This is a genomic window from Pseudomonas sp. FFPRI_1 (assembly GCF_055384485.1).
Genome location: NZ_AP029168.1, coordinates 5,065,406 through 5,088,053, shown reverse-complemented (window position 1 = coordinate 5,088,053; position 22,648 = coordinate 5,065,406). Strand labels below are relative to the sequence as shown.

Below are 22,648 nucleotides of genomic sequence, written 5' to 3'. Positions count from 1 at the left end.
CGTGGTCGCCAGTAGCGGTTCGCGCCTTGCCCGGGCGCCTCGACCTGCAGCTTTGTTTACCCCGGCGCCGCTCGTACGCCGGGCAGCAAAACAACAATGAGGAGAGTCTCCATGTCCAAAACCACCTATTACGCGCCCCACGGCGGCCACCCGGCGCAGACCGAGTTGCTGACCGACCGCGCGATGTTCACCGAAGCCTACGCGGTGATTCCCAAGGGCGTGATGCGTGACATCGTCACCAGCCACTTGCCGCACTGGGACAACATGCGCATGTGGGTCCTGGCCCGGCCGCTGTCCGGCTTTGCCGAAACCTTCTCCCAGTACATCGTCGAAGTCGGCGCCAATGGCGGCAGCGACAAGCCCGAGCAAGATCCGAACGCCGAAGCGGTGCTGTTCGTGGTCGAAGGCGAGATCAACCTGACCCTGCAGGGCCAGGTTCACGTCCTCAAGCCCGGTGGCTATGCTTTTATCCCGCCGGCCGCCGACTGGAAACTGCGCAACACCAGCGGCACCGAGGCGCGTTTCCACTGGATCCGCAAGCACTACCAGAAGGTTGATGGCGTGCCGTACCCGGACGCGTTCGTGACCAACGAGCAGGACATCGAGCCACGGATCATGCCCGATACCGAAGGCCGCTGGAGCACCACGCGCTTCGTCGACATGAGTGACATGCGTCATGACATGCACGTCAACATCGTCAACTTCGAACCCGGTGGCGTGATTCCGTTTGCCGAAACCCACGTCATGGAGCACGGCCTCTACGTGCTGGAAGGCAAGGCGGTGTATCGCCTGAACCAGGACTGGGTCGAGGTCGAGGCTGGCGACTTCATGTGGCTGCGCGCCTTCTGCCCGCAGGCCTGCTACTCCGGTGGCCCGGGTCGCTTCCGCTACCTGCTGTACAAGGATGTGAACCGCCAGATGCGCCTGACCCTGAACGCGGCGCACTGAGCCTGGCGGCGGGCCGGGGAACAAGGTGCTTCCCTGTGCTGCCGAGCGGCTGTGAATGAAACCGGCGATGACTCGCCGGTTTTTTTTCGCCCGTCCCCCGATGCTTGTGGTGCCCAATGCGCCAGTGCTGGTTCGGGCGAGCCTTCAGGGCGGGCTTACCCTGAGGACTGCAGCCCCTGAAAAAGTGCCTGGGGCCAGCTCGCCTTTCTTTGAAAGCTGGGAGGACACATTGAGCAGGAGGTTGTTATCGATAGCGAACAATGCGCCGTGGGCATCCACGGTCTTGTTGTTGATGCTTATCATCGAATAGAGGCTGCGGTCGTCCCTCAGGCGAATGCCATTCACGCCGACATCGGCCAGCGAAATATTGATGCTGCTGATGCCTGTGCACTCGACAACCAGCTGAGTGGAGGCGGTGTGCCCATCGACCTTATCGTCGCTCAGGGTTCCGTGGTCGATCGTGCTGTTGCCATGGATTTCACATTTGAGTGGTGGGGGAATGACTCGGGCGCAGGGCCCTACAGGCCCAATGGCTCCGCCGAGATTGGGGCCGGTAAAAGATCTGGCGAAGCTGATGCAGATGGGGTTTGTGATCGGAGGATTTATATTTTTTGGGACCAGTATCGACCCCTTGAATGGGGTGGAAAAGCCTTTGCTGTTCATTTGGTTATAAAGTTGGCCCATGGTCCTGGAGGTCGTTGGCATGTAATACCAAGAATATAAGCTTGAGACCATGTAGGAGCTGCTTCCAGGTGATCTCAATCCATAAATATGTAAGCTGCAATTATTTATGTCAGGGGATTGATAGCGGCACCAACTTTCACCTGAGCTGAAACTGTTCCAGTCATCGACGGTAAAGAAGTAACGAATACCTGCCGGCTCATATTCACTGCCGGTCGCTGTAATAGTAACGGCTTGTGCAGTGAGGCAATACATATAGATCGATGCAACAAATGCAAGGGCACTTGAGGGGGAAGTTGTGCGGTTCATCGTGGCTGGCCTTGCTGCTGGTAGGAACTGACTTTGTGTCGCGGATTCGAAGGCTGGGGTGAGGAGAACATTGCACTTGATGTGGTTTTGTTGAGGTATTAAGTGTCTGGTTTCTGGTGAAAATATTACATTGACATTAACTTTCAGTCTTTGAGGAGAGGCCGAGCAGCTTGTCAGAAAATTCCCAAGCCGGAGCCCGCGGACCAATGGCGGCCGCTCGCTGTACTGAAGGTGTAGAGGAGGGCGGGGCGGCGGCAGTGGACGCTGACCGCTCAGGCCTCCAGGGGGGCAATCAGCCCGGGATCTTGGTTCTTCACGTTGCCCACTGCGGGGCTCACCCTGAACCACTGGAAACGCTCGACTGACTCACCCAGGGACAAGGCCATCTGCTCGGCCTGCTGTTTCGAGGTGCTCAGGTCTAGCCATTGCCGGGCGAGCCGGGGTTCCAGGACGACTGGTCGCCGGTCGTGAATGTCCACCATGCCGCCGGTGCTGGCGGCAGTGATGAGCACAAAGCCGTCGTGCTCGCCGCGGCCCTGGTCCGGGTCGGGCAGCTGTGCAATGGATGCGCAGAGGATGGGCGAACCGTCGCGGTGCTTGATCAGATAGGGTTGCTTCTTCGGGCCACCTTCGTCGACCCATTCGAACCAGCTGTCGATGGGGCAGATGGCCCGGTGTGGCCAGATCTGCCGGAAGAACGGGCCGTGGGCCACGTTCTCGGCCCTGGCATTGATCGGTGGGGCTCGATCCTTGGCCCAGTGCGGCTTCCAGCCCCAACGCACCGGGTCGGCGTAAAGCCTGCCAGCGGTGACATGGAACAGGGCAAGTTGCATGCTCGGTGCGCCGTTGTAGTGTCCCAGGGGCTGCTCGCCCAGGTTGTTGACCAGGGCCCCGGGCATGCTCAAGGCCGCCACGAAATCATGAATGCCACGGTACTGGGAAAGGCGCCCGCACATGGTCATGTCCTCAATGCCTGCTTCAACTGTAGATCAGGCACCGGACGCTTTCCTTGGCGGGGCTGCTCTACTGGGGCGTGTCGCCCAACAGCGCCGCTACGAAACGGTTGTGGAACACACCCTGTGGATCGCAGCTTCTGCGGTAGGAATCGAAGGCCTTGATTCTGGCACCGCGCCGCGTCGCCAGATCCTTGAGGAACGCCGGATTGAACGGTGGCGAAAATGTTCCAGCGGGGCGGCTCGGGTCGTAGAAACCGAACATCTTGCCGGTGTGCGGCATTCCTCCCAGGGCCACCCAGGCGCGCTCGATGTCGGCGAAGAAGTGCAGCAGGAGCTGGGGGTATTCAGCCCCCGCAACGGCCGGTACGTAACCGATAAGGTCCAGATTGACGAAGGTCGCGCTGGGGGTTTCGGTGTAGGTTCCGGCCAGTGCGCTGTCGCCACCACGGACGAAGCGGAACTCCATGGGGGCAACCAGCAGGAAGTCGCTGGAACGCTTGAGGCGCTCCATGACCGCGTCAAGACCCTGCCAGGCCTTGCCCAGCCCTGAATCATCGAGTGCCGGGAGTTCGATGAAATAAGACATGAAGATCACCCGCGACGCCCGGGTCAGCCACAAGTCGGAGTAGACAGCCGCAGCCTGATCGAAGAGCGTTTCGATGGTGAGGTAGCCCGCATCGATGATCGCGTTGGCCGCCTTTTTGTTTCCAAGATACTGCGCCGCAATCAGGGGCGGTTCGAGGATCGGCTCCATCGGTATCAAGTAGGGCGCGCCGAAGATGTTTTCTTGCGCCATGGCGCAGGCATCGGGAACGCTTGCCTGCAGGTTCGGAATCTTCGTCGCTGGGGACGAAACCAGGTCCCACCACAGGATGAGGAAGTTGTGGGTGTACGGATTGACGAAGGACTCAACGCGGTCATGGCTGGCGAGCAGGGTCTTGAATTGAGCAATGAACGCCTGCTGATCGGTACAGGTGATGTTGCCCTCCTTGCCCGATTTCAAGGTCGTGGCCCAGGGGCGTGGCATCACCTCCACGGTGACCGAGGTGACGATTCCCAGGGCCCCCAGAGAGACGCGGGCGAACTGCAGGGGCGACCAGCCATCCACCGCCGGAGTCTGTGTGTCGAGGGTCCTTACCTGGCCATCCGGGCCCATGATGCTGAACGCCGAGACCGTTTCCGCGAAGATCGGCGCGTTGATGGTGGCACCGTGCACGTCCACCGCGGTCATCCCGCCAAGGCTGAAAAAACCGCCGGCGGTCACGGTCTTGAGCATCATGTCGTGGCCCGTCAGAAACGCATCCAGCGCATCCTCGCGCACACCGGTGTTCACCGTGACCCTGGTTTCGGAGGGGTGCAGGACGATGGACTGATTGCCCTCGGGCCCCAGGTCCTTGTAGCAGGAGAGGTCGATCAGCCAGCGCGCCGGGTTCGGCGCGAGGCGATTGTCTTCGGCCACCAGGGCCGGCTGCGCGTGCCGCTGGCCGGAAACGCGGACAGTCGCGCCAGCCAGTACGGCTTGGCTGACGATGGCCTGGAGTTCAACCAGGTTCGTCGGTGAGAAGTAATATTCCCCATCGATCGACATTGTATGAACGATGTTCTGTGCCCAGTTCCTCCACGGCAGAGGCTGGACCTTGAAGTCCAGGGTCGTTCCTGTCACTTCGTAAGCTGCCAGCCTGCCGTTATCTGCCGACTGCACCAGGGGCGTCCCTCGATTGCTTGTTCCAAGCACTGCACAAACATAAGGGGCCACCCCGATCGCATCGGCTGGAACTCCGAGCGACGAAAGTGTCGGGCTTACCTTGTACAGGCCGTTGTTGAAGTTGCCGCTGTTCCAGGCCGAGGTATGCCAGCTTCCCTTCGAATCAAACCACTGAATCGAAAAGTTCATGATGAAGATGCCATTGTTGAGGCAGCCAATGCGCTCGACTTTTCTCATGGTGATGTCCAGTTGGGGGATGGCGGCATGAAACATGCGGTCGATGAAATGCGCTGGCGCCAACCCTCCATGGAGCATTGGCACCAGGCATCATCGGGACAAGGTTGCGGTCTACTCGATCAAGTTGATTGCAAAGCCAATGAACGTGGTACCGACAGCGTCATAGGTGGCGATCTGACCGTTAGCCGCGAACGCGACAAACGGCGTTCCCTGACCGGAAGTCCCGGCCACGGCGTGTCCATAGACCGTGACCGCCAACGCATTGGCCGGAACCCCAATGGTGTTGAGGTCGGGAGTTGTCCGCGAGGTCGCCACGGGATAGTTGCCGCTATTCCACTCGGAGGTCACCCACCTGCCGTCGCTGCCCAGCCATTGGACCGAGAAGTTGAATACGTAGCCGCCTTTGTTGTTAACGGTGATTTTCTGGACCGGTCTCATAGTAATCTCCTGTTAGGGTAAAAGTTTTCAATCAAGATAATTCGATATCCACCATTGGCGGGTGGATGTCTTGTATTTTGTTCGACAAGTAATGAACTAGGGATATATCAAGCAATTATTCTTGTCTGCTTTCCTTAGTGCTGTTGAATGGCCTGTGGGTTGTGTGGCATGCCAATCGATGTTGCTTGATGCTGGGTCTATTTTCGTGGTTTGGGGTGAAGCTTGTTGAAACAATTGCAACAGCTGTCGCGGGCCAAATATCACTGCAGCAACGAGCGTTGTTGCCGATAGGGTGATTCACTTTTATGTAAAGGTTGAATGGCGGTTGCTGCGCTTTGGCTACTTACACTGTAGCAAGCATATTTTTAATGTGGATGTAGTTTTGAGTTGGGTTTAATAGTTGTCCCTATTAAACGGGGCATTCGGGAATACGATAAAAACAGGATGTTTTTAGCAATCAAGCTGTTGGTGGTTATAGAGGGTGAGCCTCTCTACTGCTAGACGTCTTGCGGGGCGTAACTACCTGCGCGGTGATCAATTCGGCATGCACTATCCCCGAGCAAAAGGATGGCTGGCGGGGCAGAGCGCGAACCTGCACCCGAAGCAGCGGGCACGACAGGCTTGCAGCGCGTCAGTGCGCCGTTGCACGGCTGATGCAGATGCACCACCTGCAGGATAGGGACCGTAAACACGGCATACAGGGGGGATGCGGGCGCGAGATCCGGGGCGCTGATTGGCGGCACAAAGGGGAAAAATCCGGGCTCACTTGAGCCGGGGCCGGGTCCGTGCCGCAGGGGATTGGCCGAGGAAAATCGGCCCGCTATTGCGGAGGTGCAGAGCCGCCAATGAATTTTTCAGTACCAGGCTGATGGGCACCGTATTCGACGACATACCACCCACCAAGACGTCTAGCCTGCGCTTCGGCGGTAGGTTTATCGGCGTAGATAGCGACGAATTGCCATGATCCGGGTGCGTCCCTCATCACTGCCCAGCCGAGTACCCAGCCGTTGTTGTCTGGGTCAGCGGGAAGGTTTTTCCTGAGGCTTCTGATTGACATCACCGCTCCTTGGCTTTGAGAGGGGCAACACCTTACTGCTGATAATGGGCAAGGTGGTAGTGGCATTGGTCTTGATATTGCCAGTATCGATGCCGAGCTCCGGGGGGGCATACGGCAGAAGCCGGGGGGACACCTGCCTTCAGCGCTCGCTCAGCGTGCTCTCTCAGTTCCTTCTGGTAAGAAGGGATAACTAAAGGGAGTTAGTTGCCCCCTGGAAATGCTGGCGGGCAGTGAAATAGGTTCAGGTTGCAGGTGTCCAGTTTTATTAGGCCACTACCGTGGACGCTGCGATTGCTAGCTTGCTAATTCCCCTGGCCGGTCTAAGGTCTATCTCAGTTCTTACTTCAGCGTGCCAGGAGGCATTCAGTGCAGGGTAGGAATTGGCCACTTTTCACAGTTATATCTAGCAAATTCCCATTGGGAGGGATACCAATGAAAAAACTACGAGCCTGTTTGATTCCACTTGCCTCGGTGCTGAGTCTATCTGTTCTTTCTAGTTATGCTCTAGCGGATGTATACCTTTGTACATCCGATCCTTGTAATACTTGGGAGCCGACTCCACTCACAGAAGATCAACGTAATATAAAGTCTCCAGATAGCAATAAAACCACTATTAAGGCGACCCTGGAGAACTCAGTAAAGACAGAAATTTCCAGTGCTTACAAGACTAAGGATCCGAAAGGTAAAAATCTCTACCTCAAGAAAGACCTATGGCATAAAGGGGGTTCAGTTCCTTTTTCGGAGGATGTGCATGTGACTGTTTATATTTATGATAAACCCACCAACGCGAGGCCCTCTAAGTCATGCCACGCTTTCTCATATAAGAAACAGGGCAACAAGAACTACTTCGGTACCTGTCAATAGACGTAGTTATCTCGAAGCCGGAGCGCTCAGCAGATTCCGGTCCTGGGGAAGTGTTGTGGCCCACAACACTTGCTTGGCGCCTATGGCTGATCTTGGCAGTGTTGCTAGTGGCAACCGTGGAGCGTTATCGAATTCATCCACTACCTCTGCTACCTCGGCTGCTCAGTCGTTGCTGTAGGCTGCTTAGCGCCGATCCGCTCGAGCAACGCCCTCTCCTTGGCGCGTTTCTGCTGTTGCAATTCCGCGTTGGTCTTGGCCATGGCCTAGAATCTTCGATGCAGCTGGCCGGTATCGTCGACCAGGTTTGTCGGTGGCTCGGATGTGAGTACGACGCCGGCATTGAGTGAAGGCTCAGCCGGCGCGCGACAGATCGTTATGCAGTAGGTCTGACACGAAAGGCCAGGTACACCGGGCCGAATGGGAAGGTGCTGACTTCCAATTCATCCAGGGGGTTGAGCGTGCGCGTGCGGCCCCCTGCGTTGCTGTAGATCATGTGGCTGCTCGACACCGCGATGTTGATCTTGCCGGCGGCGGCCTGGATTAGCGTGGCCTTGAACCCTTCAGTCACATCGTCACCAATCGTCAGCGTGACGTCGGTGTCACTAATGACCAGGATCGACTTGCCTGAATCCGCCATGGTCAGAGGCCTGCTGCCGGTGATCGAAACATTGGGGTGCACATGGCCCCCGGCGTGGTAGCTGACCATCCTGGGGTCGGCGAAGACCCGGGCGAAGGAACCGACATAATTGACACTGGCGCGCATGTCATCGAATTGTTCGACCACATAGGTGCCGATGCTGCCCGAGACCTCGCCGTTGGGGTCCAGAACCCACTTGCGTCCGACCATCAGCCCGATCTGGGTGTTGGCCCGTACACCGGCACGCATCTCCTCGAGAAACAGCTGGCTGATCTGGCCGCCACCTTTGCCCTGGACATAGGTAAAGCGCGCAATGGAGTGGCTGTCTCCCGTGGGACTGCCCTGGGCGGTATCGACCCGGTAGTCGATAAAATCCGCCGAAACTGTGGTGGTCGTGGTGTTGGCGTTAGGTGCCCAGGTGAAATCCAAGACCCTTCCGGTTTTCACCTGCTCCAGCGAGGTGGTGGTCTGAGAGGTTGTAGTAGAGCCTGACTGCTTCAAATCATCGTTCATGATGCTCATCCTTAAGTGAAGTGCGTGCTTGAGTGCGGGCTGAACTGGCCCGATGCGTATGGCCGCCGCCATATCGCCACTTTTCCTACAGAGCTGTGGAGGCTCACTTGATGCGTATGGAGCTTTCGCCGCGCTCCAAGTGGGACCAGATTGGTTCTTCCAGGAGTTCCGCCACTGCGCCCTCGCCGGCGGCTATTCGCTTGCGTACGACCTCGTTGTGATCGCGGATATCCTTGAGGCTGGCAGCAATGGCTTTCTTGTCCGGCGTGAATACCGTCTTAGTACTGAGGAAGTCGTGTGGAATATCTTCTTCCTTATCCATGATTACCTTTTCTGGTGCCAAGGCGAGCGTAATGGTGAACAGCGGCCACTTAATTGATTTGATTTCGGCGGCCTCCATGTTTCGACGCAGCAGTTCATTCAGTGTCTCGACCTTGTTGTTTTTGATCCGCTTTAGTTCGTTTAGACGATCGATCTCGGCGTCGATTGCGGGGATGTCGCTTTCCACGTTTCGCCGACGCTTCACTATGCCTTCGGCCTTTATTCCAAACTCTCCCTGGATCGCACCAATTGTGTTGTGCAGAGCCTTCTTGAAGCTTTCATCGTCGGTGTCGAGCATCGCTTCAAGTTCGGCAAGCTGCCCGGTGAGCTTGTAGGTCGACCCCGCGGGATCTGGCTATGTGCGAGGCCATGGGCTTGCCGTGGCACATCCTGTCATGGCCTGAGGGCGACTTACGGATGGTGCTGAACGCCTCTGCTGGGCCGGCCATTTGTGCACGGTGCCTGGGATTGCTGGCAGGTCTGTGCCGACTGGTACAAGCGGGAATGGGGGGCTTGAGTTCGAAGCTTTCAAGCGGGAGGGCGGCTGGTGGGAGAAGGCTGACGGGCCCAGCCTCTACGAGCGGGCCTATGAGGCAGCCGTTTTTTACCGAGTGGACTAGCCTCAACGCAGGGGCATGATGGTTATGGCTGTGGACCGGACTGCACGCCCGAATCATGCCGGGATTTACCTCGGCACAGATCCAGCGCTACCGGACGAGGGTGCGGAGGTGTTTGGCCCTGGACCTTTCCTGCTGCACCATTTGTACGGGCGCCCGAGTGAGATCATCTTGTTCGGCGGGCCTTGGCTGGACCGAGTGTGCTTGGTCCTCCGGCACAAAGATGCACAGTAATCAACATGGCGCGGCAGGGCCGCAGGAAAAAGTTATGAATAAAGCGATTTGTAGTGACGCAAACGATAAAAACGGATTACCACTCTGGGTGATGGCGCTGGATGGCAACATCTTTATCTCCGCTCATGCAGTCAAAGATGCTGTAATTTCAATGCAGATTAAGTGTCGGTGCCGCCAAACCTCTTAGAATACTCCTCTGGAGAGAGGGCGATAGGCAGTGGTGCCTCAGGAAAAGATTTCGCCCAGATAGCCTTTAGCAGCTCATCGCCGTAAGCGCCCCACAGCCTTGGGTATGCGCTTTGCAGTGTTCCGCAATCGCAAAAATGATGGCGAGGAAGGTTTTGATCCGGGTGGCACTCGTGAGATTCGAATAGTCCCAGTTGTCGAAGGAAGTAAGCGTGGCGGTGTCTTGCAGACCGCGGTGGGTGTGGTGTTGCTGGCAATCTCCTACGTATTCCCGGGCACTGCGCTTTATCTGACCCTGGCCGGCATTGGACTTATCGCTGGCGGCGTAATCCAGATGCTTAGCCCCCAGCAGGGCGGTCTCAAGCAACGTGCCTCTCCTGAGAACATTCCTTCCTACGCCTTCGGCAGCGCTAAGAACACCACGGCCAGCGGTAATCCGGTCCCGATCTGAGTCAGTGAGCGCCGGTGGGGTGGGGCGATCATCTCGGCATCGATCTATGCGGAAGATAAGGCTTGAATGCTTAGGCTCGGGGCGTTTAGATAGACTCTTACTCGGAGGGTCATCATGCCAAATCAGTTGTTTGAGCGCGCATTCTATGTTCGCAAGTCTCCAGAAATCGATTCTCAACTAGAAAACTGGCAGCTAAAGAGTCAAATTTTGAGTGCAAAAGAGGCTCGTGACTGCCGTTTTGTGGTGCTTCTAACGGATAGGGAAGGGACATTCATCATCGACAGTCTTCTGGAAATCGAGGGCTTAGTAGTCGAAAGCGAACGGGATATCTCCTGTTCAGTTACGAAGCGCACTCTGCTTCGTGATGCAGATCTCGCAGGTGATCTTGCGTTGACTTTTGGGGACCAAGCGGCATTGGATATTTCTGTCTTCACGCTCAATTTTTCGAAATACTTTCATACTTATTGTTCACGACCAGACTCACGTACAGTCAATCGTTAAGCCCGCATCCGCGGGCTTTTTTTTGCCTGGAGGAAAGTATGGGTGCAGTACAAACCATCGAAATTCATGGCGCCAAGGGCGACCAGAAAAAGCCGAAAATGTCTTATGAGGCTGCTGACAGGCCGCGCTCGACCAACCTGGCCAAGATACTAATTGCAGTAGGTGAGGGCGAGTTCGAAGGCACGCCAACAGCACGCGACATCTACTTGGATAACACACCAATCCAGGATGCCAGCCGCTCCTACAACTTCACCACCGTGAAGTGGGAATGGCGGCCGGGGACTGCTGATCAGGACTACTTACCAGGTATCCCATCAGTTGAGAATTAAACCTCGCTGAACATCGAACTGCGCAGCGGTGCACCCTGGGTGCTGTCGATCAACAACACTCAGCTATCCGCGGTACGGGCGCGCATGGCCTGGCCGGCGCTGCAGGCTCAGGATAACGAAGGTAACGTCAACGGCTATCGAATTGAGTGCACGATCGATGTAGCCACCGATGGCGGCGCCTATCAGCAAATCTTGGTCAAGGCTGTGAGCGGCAAGACTCCTATATGCCACGAGCGTTCTCGGCGAATTGGCCTGCCGCCTGCATCGTCAGGTTGGCAGATTCGAGTACGCCGCATTCCCCCGAATCAGAACACCAACTAGTTCAGCAACATTCCTGCTGTAACGGTGAGATGTAGGGCTCGCAAGTGGCAGGCGCCCAGCAACTACGACCCGGTGACCAGGACCTACTCGAGAATCTGGGATGGGACGATGAAACAGGCCTGGACCAACAACCCAGCCTGAATTACCTACGGCATCTGCACTGAAAACCGCTTTGGCCTGGGTAAGCGTATAAAACCCCGTATGGTCGATAAGTTGGAGCTGTAAGTGAGCAGGACGAGCACGGCGTTATCACGGTGAAGCTTTTCAAGCAACGCTGGGCCCTTTCTGATGACGGCGAAGTGATCCTCGGTCGCTGGGTTCCGCTGGATGTTCCTCTCAATAGCTGGATCGACGTGCGCTTGAACATGCCGAAAGTTGATGAGCCGCCTGCACCGCCAGCACCCAAGAGCGAGTAACCACACGCCGCCGAGCGGGTTTTTTGCCTGAGGAAACTCCATGCCATTCACAGAACAGCTACTGCTGCAGAACCTCCCCCAAGCCCGCCAAGTCGCGGGCTTTTTTGTACCTGCGCTAAATGCAGCAATGACGCGCTTCAAGATCAACTCCCCGGTGCGGAGGGCTGCGTTCATCGCCCAGGTCGGGCATGAATCGGGTCAGTTGACGCGGATGGTCGAGAACCTGAACTACAGCGCCGAGGCCATGGCGAACACCTGAAAGAGTCGATACCGCGGTACCGACGGAAAGCCGAATGCCAAGGCCATTGCCCTGGCTAGGAAGCCAGAAGCAATTGCAAACGACGCCTATGCCGGCCGGAATGGCAACCTGCAGCTAGGTGATGGCTGGCGGTTTCGTGGTCGTGGCCTGATCCAGCTCACCGGTCGTGACAACTACCGCGCTGCTGGCCAGTCCGCAGCCTGGTGGTGGTCACCCATGGCCTGAACGAACTGGCCGACGCCGGCCGAAACCAGGATATCGCCAGCATCATCAACACCGGGCAGCCGGGCCGGGTGCCGAATGGCGCGGCTGATCGCAAGGCCCTCTATGACCTGGCGCTGAAAGTGTTGGCATGAACACCCTGGCGCTGAAGATTGGCGGAATTGCTCTGGCTGCCTTACTGCTGGCCGGTCTGGAAGCCTGGGCTCTGTTCCGCGCCTACGACCACGGCAAGGCGGTGAAGGGTGCCGAATGGCAAATGCGCTGGAGCAACCGGAATGCTGGCGACCAACAGGCCTGGGGCCTGGCTGAAGCTGAGGAGCGCGGCAAGGAGCTGGCCAGGCAGAACTCAATCAATAAGGCGGTACAAGATGGACAACGGAAAATCGATAGTGCAATCGCTGACGCTGTTATCGCTCGCGCTGCTGCTGGGAGCTTGCAGCGTACAGTCGACGACCTCGCCAGTCGTCTCGCTGCCCAGGGCCGCAGTAACTCCTGCACTGCCGCCGCAAGCCAGGCAGCAACCCGCACAGTCTTGGTGCTTGCCGACCTGTTCAAGCGCTCTGACCAACGAGTGGGAGACTTGGCAGCAGATGCTGATCAACGCCGGAACAGAGGAATGATGTGTGAGCAGGTATATGGCACTCTAGAAAAGTGAGGTGGCGAAAGCTGGCGGCGAAATATGAGTACTGCTGTGAAAGAGGGGACTAGCGTTTTTGAGGGGGCGCATTTTATGCTACGGCCATCATGACATGGAGAAGTTTATGGCCAGTAAAAAACGCAAACACCAGCGTGCCAATCCAGTACCCAAAACAGGTGTATGTGCTCTGTTGGGAGTTGAAGGTAAATTCGCAAAGTCTCATCTTATACCACTCGCGTTGACTTCTCCTGATAAGAAAGGAGATAGGTTTATAGAGGCGGGGCGAGGTCAAAGGCCAATTAGAAGATTCACGAGCTGGTTTGATCACCAAATGGTTATTGATGATGGTGAGTCAATTCTTTCGAGAATTGACACTCGTGGAATCGATGAGTTGAGAAAGCATAAGTTGGTATGGAGTGGATGGAATGGTCTTCCGAGTCTTGAAGCTTCAGACTATGATATTCCACCTCTGTCTGGATCTGGCTTTGGTTTTCGAGGGCTTGAAGGTGTTGACTCTAAGGCGCTAAGGCTCTTTTTCTTGAGCATACTGTGGAGGTGCTTGAAAAGTAAAATTAAAGAGTTTGCATTTCTGCCTCGCGAAGGAGTGGATTTGGATCGGATCGGTCAGATGATATTAAATGGGGATTCGGGTAGTTTTGATTATCATCCGATGATACTTGATCAAATGAGTGACTCTGGGGTGACTCACAATTATTCTCCAACCTATGATGAGGATGAGGTTCCACTGGCTGGAGGGAGAATAAAAATTGCATATTATCGTCTTTATATGCAGGGGTTGGTTGTGAAGATCTATCCGGAATCCTGCCCAGAGTTTGTGGCGCAAACCGGACCACTTATCCTTGGTGCTAAAGATAAGCTAGTTTTGTTTGCTCGTGCCTTTGAAGAGTCCAAGCAATTCTCAAAAGCCAGAGATGAAATTCTTACTATATCGAAAGCTTGGCCGGGAGCAATTGTATAATTGAAACATGGTTTCGAAATTACTGCTTGCTATGTGTCTAAGCGACTAAGGAACTACCCTGTAGATGCAGTATATTAATTAGGGTGTATGTTATAGAAAACCCGTATCCGCTTTGGATGTTAACCTGTCATTATTGCCGCGCGGGCTCGATCAGTTCTGCTGTCTGATTCCTTACATTCCCGACGGCGGCGTTAACCCTGAACCACTCAAAGGCATCGGCGGGCTTTCCTTGGTGCAAAGCAATCTGCTCGGCGCGCTCCTTCGGCGTCGTAGGGTCGAGCCATTCCCGGGTCAGGTCCGGCGCCAGGACCACCGGGCGGCAGTCGTGAATATCGACCATGCCGCCCTGTGCGTCAGCGGTGATAATCACAAAGCCGTCGTGTTCACTCCGGTCTGGGGCCGGAAGCTCTCCGATCGAAGCGCAGAGAATCGGAGAGCCGTCGCCGTCGCGGTGGCGGATCAGATAGGGCTGCTTTTTGGGCCGCCTTCATCTGCCCACCCAAACCAGTTGTCGATCGGGCATATGGCCCGGTGCGGCCAGATCTGGCGGAAGAAGGGCCCGTGCGCGACTTTCTCGACCCGGCCATTGATCGGCGCGGCGCGATCAGTGGCCCATGCGGCCTCCATCCCCAGCGCACGGCGTCAGTGTGTTGTCGGCGACGTGGAAGAGGGCTAGCTGCATTGTCGGCGCAGCGTTGTAGCGCCCCAGGGGCTGATCGCCTGCGTTATTGATTAGAGCCCCGGGCATGCTCAGGGCTACGACGAAGTCATGGATGCCGCGGTATTGTGAAAGTCTTCCGCACATGGCTTTGTCCTCGGTTGCTCTGAGCTTAGCTTTCTACGGCCTTCGTGGGGGATCTGTCGACGAAGATCCTCATTTGTTAGGTCCTTGCTCCGAACACTCAGTTCAAGGTCGCTGACTTGCTTTCGTAACCTTGCAGCTTCTCCGGCCTTTTCCCGCAGCCGGGCTAGGGCCTCGTCGCGGTCTTTCTCTGTCTGCGCCTGCATGTTGACTAGCTTGAAAATGTTTTCCCGAGCGACGCGCAACTGCAGGTTCAGTTCCGCCACTTCATTTTCCAGCAGCAGGATGTGCTGTTTGCAGGTTTCCAGGGGCGTGGGGATGCCCAGCCAATCGGCTGTGTCGTCTTCGGTGTGCACGGTACTACCTCAAATCCAGTGCTGTATGTACATACAGTAATCGAGGTTTCGCAGGCCTGCGATTTGAGGCGACGAGATGTATGGAGTATGGGGGGCTGATACTGCTCGAAAGCTTCCTGTCTTTATGGACGGAGCTCGATGAACTGTATTAGACGAAATTTTAGGAGAAGGCCGCTGATTGCACGGCCCTTAGGTTGATTTGAACGCTACTGCTGCATTACTGGAGCTTGTTTTTCAAAGACGCGCGAGTCTAAGCGTCCGCAGTAACCTGAGTCTGCTCGAGATTTTTTTCAACTTCAGCAAATGCTGGGCCGCCTTTGAAAACGAATTTGCGTTTGCTCACTTTTCGGCCAGAGGCTCCTATTCCGGCGCTGAAGCCTTCTCCGTCGGCTCTCACCCCGGCGTGACCCTTGCCCGAATAATCGAAATATTCTGTCATTTCCACTTCATGGGCTGTTTCGATACGCCGCGCGATAGCCAGCTCTTGGGCTACTCGCGCCTCAGCCTCGGACATGCGCATTTCTAGCTCCCTGCGCTCGGCCTCGATGCGCAGCTCCTCGATCTCAACTGGCTCAAGGCGATCACTCACCGATTTTTCGAATGCGTCAATGAGGTATCCGGTGGGGCTATTGAAGATCTTGAGTGCCTCGAGTGCAGCTGCTCCAATTTCGATGGCCATTTGCTTCCTCCTTGGTGGGAGCGCAAAACTATAGCGGACTGATTATTCTGTCCAGTGGGCGCAAGTCAATCGTCTGTTACGCATTGATTAAGGGAAAGCGGGGAGATCGTTCTGTGTGCATACAGTATTTCGATTGAGTGCTCCGGCTAGCGGAAGCCGACGAACTGTATGTGGGGAGGGTGGTTGTTCGTTCGGCAGGACGCCAAAGGAAGGAAGTTTTATAACGGTTGTTAAATGGTTTTGTAACGACGCTTGTGGAGTGCTTCCTGAAAAATACCCCAGACACAAAAAAGCCCTGAAAAATCAGGGCTTTCTCGTTGAGATTTGGCGGAGGCGTAGAGATTCGAACTCTAGGACCTGTTACAGTCGGCGGTTTTCAAGACCGCTGCCTTAAACCACTCGGCCACACCTCCAGATCGCGTTGCGGGCGCCATAATACCCGAATGAAACACACTGTCAAACTCTCTGCGTCGCGACTTACAGAGCCTCTGTTATCATCCTTGCCACTAAATGTTTCCCCCAACAGGAGTGTCGCCATGCGCGAACAGGATTACGCAGTTAACAACGGCGTGCAGGCCGAGCAGCTAGAGGTTAGCCGCGTCCTGCGCAACACTTACGGCCTGCTGGCCCTTACCCTCGCGTTCAGCGGTGTGATGGCCTATGTCGCGCAGCAGATGCGCGTCGGCTATCCGAACATCTTCGTGGTGCTGATCGGCTTCTACGGTCTGTTCTTCCTCACCAACAAACTCCGTGACTCGGCCTGGGGCCTGGTGTCGGCTTTCGCCCTGACCGGCTTCATGGGCTTCTTGCTCGGCCCGATCCTCAACCGCTACCTGGGCATGCAGGGCGGCGCCGAAGTGGTCAGTTCGGCCTTCGCCATGACCGCCCTGGTGTTCGGCGGCCTCTCGGCCTACGTGCTGATCACGCGCAAGGACATGAGCTTCCTCGGTGGCTTCATCACCGCCGGCTTCTTTGTCCTGATGGGTGCGGTGCTGGCCAGCTTGTTCTTCCAGATCAGCGGCCTGCAATTGGCGATCAGCGCAGGTTTCGTGCTGTTCTCCTCGGTGTGCATCCTGTTCCAGACCAGCGCCATCATCCACGGCGGCGAGCGCAACTACATCATGGCGACCATCAGCCTGTATGTATCGATCTACAACCTGTTCGTCAGCCTGTTGCAGCTGTTCGGCATCTTGGGTCGTGATGACTGATCACAGGGATTAAACCCCCTGTAGAAAAGCCCGCTTCGGCGGGCTTTTTGTTGCGTGGGTTTCGGCTGATGGCCCCGGCTTCAGCGGGTCTGGACCTGCAATTGCGCCGTGGCCACGGCGTCCTGGTTGACCTCGATGGAAAACGACAGCACCTCCACCTGCTTCTGCTCCAGTTGATCGACCCAACCGATCAGGCCGCCCAGCGGTCCTTCCAGGGCCAGGCTCACTCGCCCCGGAGCCTCATGGTCCATGCGCTCCAGGTTCAGGCCTGCCTGGCTGCTGGAACGGGCCAGGAGCCCGGGCAAGGCTTCGATGGAAATCGCCGGCGCCGGGCTGGAGGCGCTGATGGCGGGCAGTTGCTGAAGTTGCTGGTACAAATGCGTGACCTCGATAAAGCGTTGCTCGGCATCCTTCAAGGCTTGAAGTTGCGGTTGCCAGAGCAGTAGATAGAACGTGGTGACCAGGCCGAACAGGCCAAGGCCCTGCAGGGCCCGTTGTTCGCGTTTGGCCAGGCGCTGCCAGTGCAGCCGGCCAAGGCCCAGCAGGGTGGACAGGGAAGGTCTTTTCAGTGCGGGCGGGGTCATGCCTCACTCCTTGATCTGCAACCGTGCGCTGACCCCGGCGGTGTCGCGTACGGAGGAGTCGGTGCTGGCGTCCAGGCCCTGGGCAATCAGGCCTTCGCGCAGTTGTTGAAGGTCGGCGAAGGCCGGCGCGCTGACTTGCAGGCTCCAGCCTTCACCCGCTTGGTAGTCCAGGCGGTGGACCAGGGCCAGGGCGCCGTGGCTGAGGCTCCACTGCTCGGCCAGCCGCGAGAGTTTGTGGGCGCTGCCGGGTTGTTCCTCCACCTCCTGCTGTTGCTTGGCGTGGATCTGCGCCGCCAGGTCGGTGACCGGGCCCTCATCGGCAAAACGTTGCTGCCACAGCGCCAGGCTGCGGGCCTGGAGCTGCTCGCTCTGGTGTTCCAGGTACCAGCGATGGCCAACGTTCTGCAGCAACTGCGCGCCCCCGGCCAGCAGCAGGACCACCAGGGCCAGGCGCCAGGGCGAGGCCTGCCGGGGGCGCCGCTGGAATTCACCCTGGCACAGGTCGATGGCCTGTTGCGAGCCCTGGCTCAGGCAGTCCCAGGGGCGTTCTTCGGCTTGCCAGTGAAGGGCGCCAGCGCGTTCCAGCGCTGGCGGTTGTGGCCCCTGCCAGATCAGCTCGGCCGGCAGTCTTGGGCCCAGTGCTCCCAACTCGTCCACGGCGAGGGCCAGGCGCAGGGGCGCGCTGCCCCCCAGCAGCCAGCGGCCATCCCAGGCCAGGGCCCGAGGCTGATCCTGGGGCAGGCAGTCGGCGTCGACATGAATGCGCGAGGGGTGCAAGCCCAGCTCCGCCAACTGCCCCAGGCAGTGGCTCAGGCGTTGGCGATTGAGCACCAGGACTGGGCAATGGCGCTTGTCCTTGAGCGGACCGTGGGCCAGGTGCAGGCTCTCCAGTTCATCGATCAGCTGTTCTTCCAGGGCACTGTGCAGCGCCTGGCGCAGCCAGCGGCCGCTGCGCGCCGGCACGCTGACCTGGTGATGGCTGGCCATTTCCATGGGCAGCAGCAGGGTCAGCGGCTGCGGGCCGAGCTCGGCCGCGGCCTGTTGCAGGTCGCCCTGGTGCAACGGGCCACCCGCTTGCCACCAGCAGCAGCGCCAGGGCGCCGCGCCGCTGGCGTGAGGGGAAAGGTAAAGCCACTGGCTCATGTCGGTTCACTCGGTTTTCGATTGATCGGGGGGCGGGCTGGGCAGCAACGTGCGCTGCTGCACCCGGACTTTCTTGGTGTCCATCAGCCGCAGGTCGCTGACCAGGCGCAGCCGTCGCGAGCCCTGTTCGACATCGATGGTGGCGCGAAACTGCCGGCTGCTGACCCCCAGGCCCTGGGGGTTGATGTCTCGGCCCTGGAGCATCGGGTTGGAGAGAAAGGCGGCCAGGTTGGGGTAGCCCTTGGCCGGGCGCGAGTCGACCAGGGTGCGGGCAGTGGGCAGGTCGATACCTTCGACGCTGGCCAGTACTTCGGCGCGGGTGGTGTTGACGTTGATCGTGCTGTTGTCGAACGCCCCCACCAGCGGTTCGAGCTGGCGCAGCCCCTGGCTGTCCACTTCGGGCAGTTGGCGCAGCTGGCTGAGGTCGCTCAAGGGCAACGGCACGCCCTCGCGATTGTTCTGGCCGATCAGCCGCGCCGGGTCATGGGCCTTGATGCCTTGCAGGGCCAGCAGGCGCTGGTAGCGGGCCCGCAGGTTGAGGTTGTTGCCCTGGCGCAGGCTGTTGAGATTGAGCCGGGCGCTGAGGTCTTCCAACTGAATGTGGATGCGCGCGCCATCGAGCTCGAACACCGGCGCCGGTTGCGCCCAGTGCTGCCCCAGATGGGTCACCAGCAGGCCGCCTTCGCTGCGGGCATCCTCCAGCAGTTGCCGGCGGGCCCAGCTTTCACCGCTCAGGGCCAGTTGCCAAAGTTGCTGCTGTTGCACCAGGTTGCTGCTGCTGTGCAGGCTCAGGCGCTGGCGGGCGAGCATGTTGCTCACCACCAGGGTCACCAGCGCGGTGATCAGCAGCACGCTGAGCAGGGCCACGCCCCGTTGCCGGCCGGGGTTACTCATTGCCGGGCTGCGCCTCTGGTTCAATGCCGCCGGGCAGCAGGATCACCCGGCGCACCTGCGGGTAGCCCGGCGCGTCCAGTTCGATCTCCAGCGCCGCCGGCAGGCTCAGGCTTTCGCTGCCCACTGGCCAGGATTCATGGGCCTGGCCGAGGCCGTCGATCAAGCGCAGGCGGGTCAGTTGCACCCCCGTGAGCAGTTGCTGTTGCTGGCTGCTGGGACCGATGGGGCGCTGCCGGGCGTCCGGGTCGGCCGGGGGCTGGGACAGGGCACGGGTTTCCCGCAGCCAGGTGCCGTCCTGCCAGCGGTGGCTGACTTGCAGCAGGTTGCTGCGTGGATATTCCAGGGGGTTGTTCCAGCCGCCGCGCACCAGGCGGATGCCGTCGGGCTGGCTGATCAGCGCCTGGCTATGGCTGGGGTCGTCCACCAGCGGCTGGCGACGGGCCTGGACCAGGTCGCGTTCGAGCACACTCATGGCCCGCTGCAGCGCCCGCAGTTGCTGTTCATGCAGGCCGATGCGCTGGTCGCTGCGCAGCACCCGGTCGAGCAACTGATAGGTGGCCAGTCCCAGCAGGCTGAAGATGGCGATGGCTATCACCACCTCGAGCAGGGTGAAACCGCGCTGCTTCATGGGCTAGCCTCCAGGTAGCCGAGCAATTGCGCGCGACTGTATTGGCGGGCGCGTTGCAGGTTGGACTCGGCGGAGACCCGTAGCTGGATCTTCAGCAGGCGAGGGTCCGGAGCGCTTTCAATCTCGCTGAACAGCCACCAACTGCGGCCGCCGAATTCGATGCGCTCCTCGGTGCGCCGCAAGTCGGCTTCACGCATTCCGGCCCGCAGTTCATTCATCCGGTTGTCGGCGATCCACAGTGCCTGGGTGCGCTCGGCGAGGTTGGCGCTGTTCAGCGCGATATGCTGCACCGCGCTGAACAGGGCGATGGACAAGGTGGCGAAGATCGCCAGGGCGACCATCACTTCCAGCAGGGTGAAGCCCTGATCAGTCCTGGGTTTCAAGTTGCGCATCCTGTATGCCGTCGCTGGAAAGGCTCAGCAGCGCCTGCTGGCGGTAGTCGATCCACAGGGTGTAGGCGCTGGTTTCATCACTGGAGAGCAGCAGCAACTGCGGCAGGCCGTTGCGGTTGCCGCTGGCGCCCAGGGCCGGGCCGGCCTCGGGGACTTCCAGGCGCAGGCGCAGCGTCTCGGGCAAGCGGTGAGTGCGAAAATCCCTGGCCGCGATCCAGCGGCCCCGGTCATCCAGGCGCAGCACCTCGTAGCCGTCAGGCTCGATGCGCAGGCCAAAGTCCTGGTAGCCGAGCACGGCTTCCTGGCGCAGCAACTGCAACAGGCCCAGCAGGCGCTGGGCTTCCTGGCGCGCCTGGCGCGGGCCGGAGTCGGGGTTGACCAGGCCCACCAGGCCGGCCGTCAGGGCGATCAGCAAGATCACCACCAACAGCTCCAGCAGAGTGAAGCCCCGGGCCTGGCGTCGTTGCACCGCTTAGCGGTCCCAGTTGCCGATCTCGGCGTTCAGGCCTTCGCCGCCGGGCTTGCCGTCGGCACCGAAGGAAAACAGGTCGTAGGCGCCCCCCCGGGAACCCGGCGCGCGGAACTGGTAGCCGTTGCCCCAGGGGTCGATCGGCAGGCGCTTGAGGTAGCCGTCGGGGTTCCAGTTGCGCGCTGGCGGGTTGCCGCTGGGCTTGCTCACCAGGGCCTGCAGGCCTTGCTGGCTGCTGGGGTATTGGTGGTTGTCGAGCTTGTAGATGTCCAGGGCCATGGCGATCGCCTTGATGTCGCTTTGCGCGGCGGAGGCCTTGGCCTGGTCGGGGCGGCTCATGATCTGCGGCACCACCAGGGCGGCGAGGACGCCGAGGATGACCACCACCACCATGATTTCGATCAGGGTAAAACCGCGTTGTTTGTTCGCTGTGTGCACGTCGGGGGATTCCACATTCAAGTAATCAATTGGTTCAGGCTGAGGATCGGCATGAGGATCGCCAGCACGATGACCAGCACGGACGCACCCATGAACACCAGCATCGCCGGCTCGAACAGGCCCACCAGCAAGGCGATGCGGTTGGCCAGTTGTTCTTCCTGCTGCCTGGAGGCGCGTTCGAGCATGCTGTCCAGCTCGCCGGAGCGTTCACCGCTGGCGATCATGTACAGCATCATCGGAGGGAAACTGCCGTTGAGCTCAAGTGCCCGGGTCAAGCTGATACCTTCGCGCACGCCACGGACGATGTCTTTCAGACCGGTACGAATTTTCTGGTTGGCCACCACTTCGCTGGCAATGCCCAGGGCATCCAGCAGCGGCACGCCGCTGCGCCCGAGAATCGCCAGGGTGCTGACGAAGCGCGTGCAGTTGCTGGCCCGTACCAGCCCGCCGATCAATGGCAGGCGCAGCACCAGGGCGTGCCAGCGCTCGCGGTTGGCCGGTTGGCGCAAGGCCGCCCGTGACCCCGCTACAGCGATGCCGATCAGGATCAGCAACGCCAGGCCGTAGTCGCGCAGCACGCCGCTGCTGGCGATCAGGCCCCGGGTCAGCAGGGGCAGTTCCTGGCCGCTGTCGATGAACACCTTGATCACATCCGGCACCACGAACCCCAGGAGAAAACCGACGATGCTGATGGCCGCCACCATGAGGATGCTTGGGTAGAGCATGGCCAGCTGGATCTGCTGGCGCGCCGCCTGGCTGGCCTCGGTGTAGTCGGCGAGGTTCATCAACACCTGGTCCAGGTGCCCGGAACGCTCGCCGGCGGCCACCGTGGCCCGGTACAGATCGGGAAAGGCCCGAGGGTAGCCGCCCAGGGCCACCGCCAGGCTGTAGCCTTCCAGGACCCGGGCCCGGATCGCCAGCAGCATGCTTTTCAGGCGCTGCTTGGCGCACTGGGCGGCCACCGCCGCGAGCACTTCCTCCAGGGGCAGCGAGGCCTGCACCAGGGTCGCCAGCTGGCGGGTCATCAAGGCCAGCTCGGCACTGCTCAGGCTGCCGCCGAAGGTCTGGCTGGCCCCTGCGCCAGGCTTGCGCTTGCCGTGGCTGGCGCTGACCTTCAGGGCGATCAACTGGCGTTCGCGCAACAGTTGCCGGGCCTGGCGCGGGCTGTCGGCTTCCAGCACGCCGCTGGATTTTTTCCCGGCGGCGCACATGGCCAGGTATTCGTAGGCGGCCATGT

23 protein-coding genes, 1 tRNA gene and 5 pseudogenes are annotated in these 22,648 nt (G+C 59.0%); 11 read left to right on the top strand and 18 right to left on the bottom strand.

The window, feature by feature from the left end; all coding sequences use genetic code 11:
• The first annotated feature begins 111 nt into the window (after positions 1-111).
• On the top strand, positions 112-948 hold the full coding sequence (locus ACZ5BO_RS22450) for a bifunctional allantoicase/(S)-ureidoglycine aminohydrolase (RefSeq protein WP_025126689.1): 837 nt from the start codon (positions 112-114) through the stop codon (positions 946-948).
• Positions 949-1,092: 144 nt separating this feature from the next.
• Here the strand turns inward: ACZ5BO_RS22450 and ACZ5BO_RS22445 are convergent, their stop codons facing one another.
• From ACZ5BO_RS22445 to ACZ5BO_RS22420, 6 genes are all read right to left on the bottom strand, one after another.
• On the bottom strand, positions 1,093-1,938 hold the full coding sequence (locus ACZ5BO_RS22445) for an MrpH family fimbial adhesin (protein ID WP_464696513.1): 846 nt from the start codon (positions 1,936-1,938) through the stop codon (positions 1,093-1,095).
• Positions 1,939-2,210: 272 nt separating this feature from the next.
• Positions 2,211-2,894, bottom strand: coding sequence for an SOS response-associated peptidase family protein (locus ACZ5BO_RS22440; protein WP_025126691.1), 684 nt, complete (start codon positions 2,892-2,894; stop codon positions 2,211-2,213).
• Positions 2,895-2,961: 67 nt separating this feature from the next.
• Entirely contained in the window at positions 2,962-4,836 is a 1,875-nt protein-coding gene (locus ACZ5BO_RS22435; protein ID WP_464696512.1) for a D-arabinono-1,4-lactone oxidase, read from the bottom strand.
• Between the two features lie 111 nt (positions 4,837-4,947).
• Complete coding sequence (locus ACZ5BO_RS22430) at positions 4,948-5,274, bottom strand: hypothetical protein (RefSeq protein ID WP_015636211.1); 327 nt, start codon at positions 5,272-5,274, stop codon at positions 4,948-4,950.
• Positions 5,275-7,568: 2,294 nt separating this feature from the next.
• Complete coding sequence (locus ACZ5BO_RS22425; protein WP_464696511.1) at positions 7,569-8,345, bottom strand: hypothetical protein; 777 nt, start codon at positions 8,343-8,345, stop codon at positions 7,569-7,571.
• Positions 8,346-8,448: 103 nt separating this feature from the next.
• Positions 8,449-8,964 (bottom strand): siphovirus Gp157 family protein, encoded by a 516-nt coding sequence (locus ACZ5BO_RS22420; protein WP_464696509.1) that lies wholly within the window; start codon positions 8,962-8,964, stop codon positions 8,449-8,451.
• Positions 8,965-8,999: 35 nt separating this feature from the next.
• Between ACZ5BO_RS22420 and ACZ5BO_RS22415 the strand changes: the two are divergent.
• The 9 genes and pseudogenes from ACZ5BO_RS22415 to ACZ5BO_RS22375 form a co-directional block, all read left to right on the top strand.
• Positions 9,000-9,517: pseudogene (locus tag ACZ5BO_RS22415) on the top strand (NlpC/P60 family protein); the annotation flags it as partial.
• A gap of 34 nt (positions 9,518-9,551) precedes the next feature.
• Positions 9,552-9,704, top strand: coding sequence for a hypothetical protein (locus ACZ5BO_RS22410; protein ID WP_464696508.1), 153 nt, complete (start codon positions 9,552-9,554; stop codon positions 9,702-9,704).
• A gap of 84 nt (positions 9,705-9,788) precedes the next feature.
• A pseudogene (locus tag ACZ5BO_RS22405) lies at positions 9,789-10,220 on the top strand (tail assembly protein); the annotation flags it as partial.
• 48 nt (positions 10,221-10,268) lie between these two features.
• The gene (locus tag ACZ5BO_RS22400; RefSeq protein WP_464696506.1) at positions 10,269-10,655 is read left to right on the top strand and encodes a hypothetical protein; all 387 of its coding nucleotides are present in this window, start codon (positions 10,269-10,271) and stop codon (positions 10,653-10,655) included.
• A 38-nt stretch (positions 10,656-10,693) separates the two neighbouring features.
• Positions 10,694-11,527, top strand: a pseudogene (gene gpJ, locus ACZ5BO_RS22395) (TipJ family phage tail tip protein); the annotation flags it as partial.
• A gap of 32 nt (positions 11,528-11,559) precedes the next feature.
• Positions 11,560-11,721, top strand: a complete 162-nt coding sequence (locus tag ACZ5BO_RS22390; RefSeq protein ID WP_464696505.1) for a hypothetical protein — start codon at positions 11,560-11,562, stop codon at positions 11,719-11,721.
• A 40-nt stretch (positions 11,722-11,761) separates the two neighbouring features.
• A pseudogene (locus ACZ5BO_RS22385) lies at positions 11,762-12,336 on the top strand (glycoside hydrolase family 19 protein).
• Entirely contained in the window at positions 12,333-12,857 is a 525-nt protein-coding gene (locus ACZ5BO_RS22380) for a DUF2514 family protein (RefSeq protein WP_464696504.1), read from the top strand. Before ACZ5BO_RS22385 ends, ACZ5BO_RS22380 begins: the two are co-directional and overlap by 4 nt.
• A gap of 106 nt (positions 12,858-12,963) precedes the next feature.
• The gene (locus ACZ5BO_RS22375; protein WP_464696503.1) at positions 12,964-13,818 is read left to right on the top strand and encodes a hypothetical protein; all 855 of its coding nucleotides are present in this window, start codon (positions 12,964-12,966) and stop codon (positions 13,816-13,818) included.
• A gap of 130 nt (positions 13,819-13,948) precedes the next feature.
• On the opposite strand, the pseudogene ACZ5BO_RS22370 reads toward ACZ5BO_RS22375, so the two are convergent.
• The 4 genes and pseudogenes from ACZ5BO_RS22370 to ACZ5BO_RS22355 all read right to left on the bottom strand — a co-directional run bounded on the left by ACZ5BO_RS22370 (position 13,949) and on the right by ACZ5BO_RS22355 (position 16,068).
• A pseudogene (locus tag ACZ5BO_RS22370) lies at positions 13,949-14,623 on the bottom strand (SOS response-associated peptidase family protein).
• Positions 14,575-14,976, bottom strand: coding sequence for a hypothetical protein (locus tag ACZ5BO_RS22365; RefSeq protein ID WP_464696502.1), 402 nt, complete (start codon positions 14,974-14,976; stop codon positions 14,575-14,577). Before ACZ5BO_RS22365 ends, ACZ5BO_RS22370 begins: the two are co-directional and overlap by 49 nt.
• Before the next feature lie 250 nt (positions 14,977-15,226).
• Entirely contained in the window at positions 15,227-15,655 is a 429-nt protein-coding gene (locus tag ACZ5BO_RS22360) for a hypothetical protein (protein WP_464696501.1), read from the bottom strand.
• A gap of 325 nt (positions 15,656-15,980) precedes the next feature.
• Positions 15,981-16,068: transfer RNA gene (locus ACZ5BO_RS22355), tRNA-Ser, on the bottom strand.
• 123 nt (positions 16,069-16,191) lie between these two features.
• Between ACZ5BO_RS22355 and ACZ5BO_RS22350 the strand changes: the two genes are divergently transcribed.
• The gene (locus ACZ5BO_RS22350) at positions 16,192-16,863 is read left to right on the top strand and encodes a Bax inhibitor-1/YccA family protein (protein ID WP_025126693.1); all 672 of its coding nucleotides are present in this window, start codon (positions 16,192-16,194) and stop codon (positions 16,861-16,863) included.
• 80 nt (positions 16,864-16,943) lie between these two features.
• Here ACZ5BO_RS22350 and gspM read toward each other — a convergent pair whose 3' ends face one another.
• Genes gspM through gspF form a run of 8 tightly spaced genes read right to left on the bottom strand, consistent with a single transcriptional unit; the run spans position 16,944 to position 22,646 of the window.
• A complete protein-coding gene (gene gspM / locus ACZ5BO_RS22345; RefSeq protein ID WP_464696500.1) occupies positions 16,944-17,447 on the bottom strand; it encodes a type II secretion system protein GspM in 504 nt (167 codons plus the stop codon).
• A 3-nt stretch (positions 17,448-17,450) separates the two neighbouring features.
• Entirely contained in the window at positions 17,451-18,590 is a 1,140-nt protein-coding gene (gene gspL, locus ACZ5BO_RS22340; protein WP_464696499.1) for a type II secretion system protein GspL, read from the bottom strand.
• A 6-nt stretch (positions 18,591-18,596) separates the two neighbouring features.
• Positions 18,597-19,484 carry a type II secretion system minor pseudopilin GspK gene (gene gspK, locus ACZ5BO_RS22335; protein ID WP_464696498.1) on the bottom strand — a complete coding sequence of 296 codons (888 nt, stop codon included), beginning with the start codon at positions 19,482-19,484 and terminating at the stop codon, positions 18,597-18,599.
• The gene (gene gspJ / locus ACZ5BO_RS22330; protein ID WP_464696496.1) at positions 19,477-20,112 is read right to left on the bottom strand and encodes a type II secretion system minor pseudopilin GspJ; all 636 of its coding nucleotides are present in this window, start codon (positions 20,110-20,112) and stop codon (positions 19,477-19,479) included. Before gspJ ends, gspK begins: the two co-directional genes overlap by 8 nt.
• Positions 20,109-20,504, bottom strand: coding sequence for a type II secretion system minor pseudopilin GspI (gspI, locus tag ACZ5BO_RS22325; RefSeq protein ID WP_464696495.1), 396 nt, complete (start codon positions 20,502-20,504; stop codon positions 20,109-20,111). The genes gspJ and gspI overlap by 4 nt, the downstream gene beginning before the upstream one ends.
• On the bottom strand, positions 20,479-20,973 hold the full coding sequence (gene gspH / locus ACZ5BO_RS22320; RefSeq protein WP_464696494.1) for a type II secretion system minor pseudopilin GspH: 495 nt from the start codon (positions 20,971-20,973) through the stop codon (positions 20,479-20,481). The genes gspI and gspH overlap by 26 nt, the downstream gene beginning before the upstream one ends.
• Before the next feature lie 3 nt (positions 20,974-20,976).
• Positions 20,977-21,411 (bottom strand): type II secretion system major pseudopilin GspG, encoded by a 435-nt coding sequence (gene gspG / locus ACZ5BO_RS22315; RefSeq protein WP_025126700.1) that lies wholly within the window; start codon positions 21,409-21,411, stop codon positions 20,977-20,979.
• A gap of 17 nt (positions 21,412-21,428) precedes the next feature.
• On the bottom strand, positions 21,429-22,646 hold the full coding sequence (gspF, locus tag ACZ5BO_RS22310) for a type II secretion system inner membrane protein GspF (RefSeq protein WP_464696493.1): 1,218 nt from the start codon (positions 22,644-22,646) through the stop codon (positions 21,429-21,431).
• Between the last annotated feature and the right edge of the window lie 2 nt (positions 22,647-22,648).

Coding starts and splice junctions, on each gene's coding strand:
- ACZ5BO_RS22450 (WP_025126689.1), top strand. CDS start 112: ATGTCCAAAACCACCTATTACGCGCCCCACGGCGGCCACCCGGCGCAG.
- ACZ5BO_RS22445 (WP_464696513.1), bottom strand. CDS start 1,938: ATGAACCGCACAACTTCCCCCTCAAGTGCCCTTGCATTTGTTGCATCG.
- ACZ5BO_RS22440 (WP_025126691.1), bottom strand. CDS start 2,894: ATGTGCGGGCGCCTTTCCCAGTACCGTGGCATTCATGATTTCGTGGCG.
- ACZ5BO_RS22435 (WP_464696512.1), bottom strand. CDS start 4,836: ATGAGAAAAGTCGAGCGCATTGGCTGCCTCAACAATGGCATCTTCATC.
- ACZ5BO_RS22430 (WP_015636211.1), bottom strand. CDS start 5,274: ATGAGACCGGTCCAGAAAATCACCGTTAACAACAAAGGCGGCTACGTA.
- ACZ5BO_RS22425 (WP_464696511.1), bottom strand. CDS start 8,345: ATGAACGATGATTTGAAGCAGTCAGGCTCTACTACAACCTCTCAGACC.
- ACZ5BO_RS22420 (WP_464696509.1), bottom strand. CDS start 8,964: ATGCTCGACACCGACGATGAAAGCTTCAAGAAGGCTCTGCACAACACA.
- ACZ5BO_RS22410 (WP_464696508.1), top strand. CDS start 9,552: ATGAATAAAGCGATTTGTAGTGACGCAAACGATAAAAACGGATTACCA.
- ACZ5BO_RS22400 (WP_464696506.1), top strand. CDS start 10,269: ATGCCAAATCAGTTGTTTGAGCGCGCATTCTATGTTCGCAAGTCTCCA.
- ACZ5BO_RS22380 (WP_464696504.1), top strand. CDS start 12,333: ATGAACACCCTGGCGCTGAAGATTGGCGGAATTGCTCTGGCTGCCTTA.
- ACZ5BO_RS22375 (WP_464696503.1), top strand. CDS start 12,964: ATGGCCAGTAAAAAACGCAAACACCAGCGTGCCAATCCAGTACCCAAA.
- ACZ5BO_RS22360 (WP_464696501.1), bottom strand. CDS start 15,655: ATGGCCATCGAAATTGGAGCAGCTGCACTCGAGGCACTCAAGATCTTC.
- ACZ5BO_RS22350 (WP_025126693.1), top strand. CDS start 16,192: ATGCGCGAACAGGATTACGCAGTTAACAACGGCGTGCAGGCCGAGCAG.
- gspM (WP_464696500.1), bottom strand. CDS start 17,447: ATGACCCCGCCCGCACTGAAAAGACCTTCCCTGTCCACCCTGCTGGGC.
- gspL (WP_464696499.1), bottom strand. CDS start 18,590: ATGAGCCAGTGGCTTTACCTTTCCCCTCACGCCAGCGGCGCGGCGCCC.
- gspK (WP_464696498.1), bottom strand. CDS start 19,484: ATGAGTAACCCCGGCCGGCAACGGGGCGTGGCCCTGCTCAGCGTGCTG.
- gspJ (WP_464696496.1), bottom strand. CDS start 20,112: ATGAAGCAGCGCGGTTTCACCCTGCTCGAGGTGGTGATAGCCATCGCC.
- gspI (WP_464696495.1), bottom strand. CDS start 20,504: ATGCGCAACTTGAAACCCAGGACTGATCAGGGCTTCACCCTGCTGGAA.
- gspF (WP_464696493.1), bottom strand. CDS start 22,646: ATGGCCGCCTACGAATACCTGGCCATGTGCGCCGCCGGGAAAAAATCC.